Consider the following 3,568-nt stretch of genomic DNA (forward strand, 5'->3'; position numbering starts at 1 on the left):
TTTCTGGGTTGCGCAGAGCTACAAGCAGGTCAAGGACGAACTCGGCTGGGCCGACTTCCAGGTACGGTCCGATACCGCGATCCGCCGCCACCAGACCCTCGTCAACTGCGCGTTCTCGCTCTGCTGGGACACCCCGTTCAGCCCACCACCAGAGAGTTCGCCCGCAGCCGACCCGCCACAGCCGCCCGAAGACCCGGACCGGCCCGAGAGGGGGCCCGCACCGACCCCACCAGCCCCAGCCGTTGTGCTGGCCCAAGGCAATCCGCGCCGTCCGGGCCTGGCTTGCCCCCTGGATCACCCTCCAACGCTGCTGGCGAGCCTGGACCAACGCACCCCCACTCACCCGAACTCCAAGCCCTGATCAACGCCGTCGGCGCTGGCCACGCTCTTGACCTCTACTCCCCGGTTTAACAAACCACCGGTAACGAAGAACTGTGAGGTCAGCATAGGCCTGGACATTTTCTGGCATTCCCGACGCCCCGAACCGGCGATCTGGGAAGCCCTGCAGAGGGATTCGCTCCTCGAAGCCTTCGGGGACCCGGACGACGTGCTGGTTGATGCCATCACGAATCTCCCCCGCGAGGAGTTCCCCGTCCCTCGCAGCGTCGACCCGTACGGGGACACCGTGCTGGACTCCGGGCAGTGTGCAACCGCACATGTGGAGGTCCAGGGAATTCCGGCCTGGAGGAACAACTCACTGGTGGTGCTCCTGGAAACGTTGCTCAGCAAGTGCTGTGGGGCACCGGGCACCTATGTGTACGTCGCCGACGACTGACGCGGCCGAACAGCACGGGTGGCGGGGCGTCTCCGGACATCCCGCCGTTCGTCTTCCTCGCCCGTCCTCCCCGTACTCCATGGTCAAGAGGCCGCCAGTGCATCGGTGTTCGTGGAGCCGGGCCGGCCGGTAGGCTCGATCCGCTCGACGCAGGCCTCATCCTGGAGCCCGCAGTCGTGGACAACCAGAGGAAGGCGACAGCCAGTGACGGCTGGACCTCGCTCTCCCGGCGCCTGTCGGTGGCGGGCGGCGGCCGGGTCAAAGCAGGCACGGGGCCGACGGTCGCCGTGTACGGGGGACTGCGGAGAGTGCTGATTGCGCATAGTGATCGGCAGCTGAAGGGCTGTGCTGGAGCCGGTGAACGGGTCACAATGGCTGATAGGTACTTGGTTCGCTCGGTTGGTCGGTGCCCTCATGGCCGGAGAGGTTGTCCTGAATGAGGCAGGCGCCCTGCTGCGGACTCGGGCAGCGACGCTGATACGGGAGACCGTCGCGGCGATCGACGCCCTCGATGAGATCGAACCCGAGGCGCTGCGTGCACGCGTTCAGGTCCGGCTGGTCGCAGATCTCGAAGGCCGTCTCAGGGAAGTCCGCAAGCTGGTCGACGGCCAGGCCGATGTCCCCCTGGATCGTGCCTGGTCCGATCTGTCCTACCACCGGGTCCGGCTGAACGACCTGTTCGAGGAGACCCTGGCGCTGATGGAGGGGGCGGCCCTGCGGCGGTCCTGGCAGGACGGAGGGTGTCGGCTGGCGGACCGGTTGGCGGATGAGATCTCGGTCCTGACTCCGGAGAAGTGGAACGCCTTCACCGTCCTGGACACCGAGGAGTTCTACGCCGGATCGACCCGGGTGATTCGGGTCAGATTCCCCGGTGACGGCTTCTGGGACCTGCCGATCGTCGCCCACGAGTTCGGTCACTTTGCGGGCCCGAAGATCATCGACATCGAGGACGAGTCGGTGCATCCGCTGGCGGAGAAGCTCAAAGAGGTCGGCGAGGAGACACCTGCCCATTGGCCCTGGCTGCACGAATCCTTCGCCGATATCTTCGCGACCTACGCCGTCGGGCCCGCCTACGGGCTGGTCTGCGCGCTCGACCGGTTCGACCCAGCGGCGGCCGATCAGGACAACGACACGCATCCCGCGCCGAACACGCGGCTGGCGCTGATCCTGGGCACGCTCGCCGTGTGTGACGACGGTCAGAACTACGGACGCGTCATGGAGAAGATCCGCGCCGTCTGGGCGGTTCAGACGGGTGAGGCGGGCAGCGAAGGCAAGATCGAGCTGCGGGAGCCGTTCGACCAGTGGCTGGACTTCTCGCTCCGGCTGCTGAGGGACCGTCTGCCGTCCGCCATGTACAAGGGCTGGGTGCGGACGGCCGATCTCAGCCGACTGCTCGGAGGCGATGCCCGTGCAGAAGCCACGGACTGGTCGCTCCGCGACATCGTCAATGCGGCCTGGCGGGCACGCATCCGGGAGAACGGTGACGCACCCGGCTGGATCGCTCAGCGTGCCTGTGCGCTGGCCGAAAGCAGGCTCTTGGAGGTGCGCCATGTCCGCGCCCCGCGGTGAACCGGACCGGCCCTGGCTGATGCTCGACGGCCGGGTGAGCCTCCTGAAGCGGAATCTTGAACGGGCATCGGACCTGGTGACGCCCACGGAGTCCGGGCGCAACGATGACGAGGTCGACGTCTGGGGCGTGACCTTCGCCAACGTCCGGGAGAAGTACAGGGTCCAGAAGAAGGCTGTCGAGGGGCTGCAACGCAAACTTGCGCTCAAGAGCATCGAACTTCACGTTGCGTGGCAGACCTACATGGACATCCAGCGCCGGAGCGAGGAGGCATTCCGGGAATGTCTCGCGCTGCTCAGCGGGCTGGCGGTCCGAGATCGGATGTCGGACCAACAAGCCTGTGTCTTCGCGGACGAGTTGATCAGGAACTGCTTGCAGCACACGCAGCACAAGCCGATGCCGGCGCTTCCGCTCCACGGGGTGACGTTCTCGATCATCAGGCACCCCACGCAGATCCGCTTCCCCGAATGGGACATCTGGACACTTCCTCTGGTGGCACACGGGCTCGGGCAAGCGCGGAACAGTCGCCCGCAGGCCTCGACGATGCCGAACGGGTGCGCATCCTCGTCGCCGACGCGTTCGGAACCTACGCGGTCGGACCCGCCTACGCCTGTTCCCTAGTCCTCTTGAGGCTCGATCTCGCACCGACATCACAGGGTCTGGGACAACTCGCCCAGGAACGTGCACAGATGGTACGGGAAATAGTACGGACCCTGGACCTTGAAAGCACAATGTTCGACCACGTGGTACAGGCGCTCGCGCTCGACTGGGAGGATTTCCACGGCCAGCCGCCGCAGCCGTCGGAGCGCGAGCCGGAACCACTTCTGCCGGACCCGGGAGAGGTCAAGGAGAGGCTCGATGCCGCATTCCCTGCCCTCGCCTACACGATCGGCGATTGGCAGACGGCCGAATCATGGGGCCGCAGCTGGTTGACGGACCTCCGCAACACCAGAATTCCCAGGCTGCCAGAGGACGTGGTCGCCCGACGCAAGCTCCGCGATGCGCTGAACGCCGCCTGGTACGCCCGTGTCGCCAATCCCGCGGGCGCCGATTCGGTGGGCAGCGTGACCCACCAGCTCTGCAAGACGATCATCAAGACGCGGTCCGAGACCATGGAGAACTCGAACATCGAAGCCGCCTCCTGGTCGAACGTGCCGCCTCCCCGCCGCGACATCGTGAAGGACCGGGCACGGGAAGGGGACTACTGATGGCGCACGACACAACAT

At 66.1% G+C, this 3,568-nt stretch carries 4 protein-coding genes and 1 pseudogene; all 5 read left to right on the forward strand.

Features of this window, described 5'->3' with window-relative positions; translation table 11 throughout:
* Positions 1 to 361 (forward strand): annotated as a pseudogene (locus AB0O00_RS32745) (IS701 family transposase); the annotation flags it as partial.
* A 27-nt stretch (positions 362 to 388) separates the two neighbouring features.
* On the forward strand, positions 389 to 775 hold the full coding sequence (locus AB0O00_RS32750; protein ID WP_363658006.1) for a hypothetical protein: 387 nt from the start codon (positions 389 to 391) through the stop codon (positions 773 to 775).
* Positions 776 to 1,189: 414 nt separating this feature from the next.
* Positions 1,190 to 2,344, forward strand: a complete 1,155-nt coding sequence (locus AB0O00_RS32755; protein ID WP_363658008.1) for a hypothetical protein — start codon at positions 1,190 to 1,192, stop codon at positions 2,342 to 2,344.
* Positions 2,325 to 2,963, forward strand: coding sequence for a hypothetical protein (locus AB0O00_RS32760; RefSeq protein WP_363658010.1), 639 nt, complete (start codon positions 2,325 to 2,327; stop codon positions 2,961 to 2,963). Before AB0O00_RS32755 ends, AB0O00_RS32760 begins: the two co-directional genes overlap by 20 nt.
* Positions 2,897 to 3,550 carry a hypothetical protein gene (locus tag AB0O00_RS32765; protein WP_363658012.1) on the forward strand — a complete coding sequence of 218 codons (654 nt, stop codon included), beginning with the start codon at positions 2,897 to 2,899 and terminating at the stop codon, positions 3,548 to 3,550. Before AB0O00_RS32760 ends, AB0O00_RS32765 begins: the two co-directional genes overlap by 67 nt.
* Positions 3,551 to 3,568: the final 18 nt, after the last annotated feature.

The organism is Kitasatospora sp. NPDC093558 (genome assembly GCF_040683475.1).
Taxonomy (GTDB): domain Bacteria; phylum Actinomycetota; class Actinomycetes; order Streptomycetales; family Streptomycetaceae; genus Kitasatospora.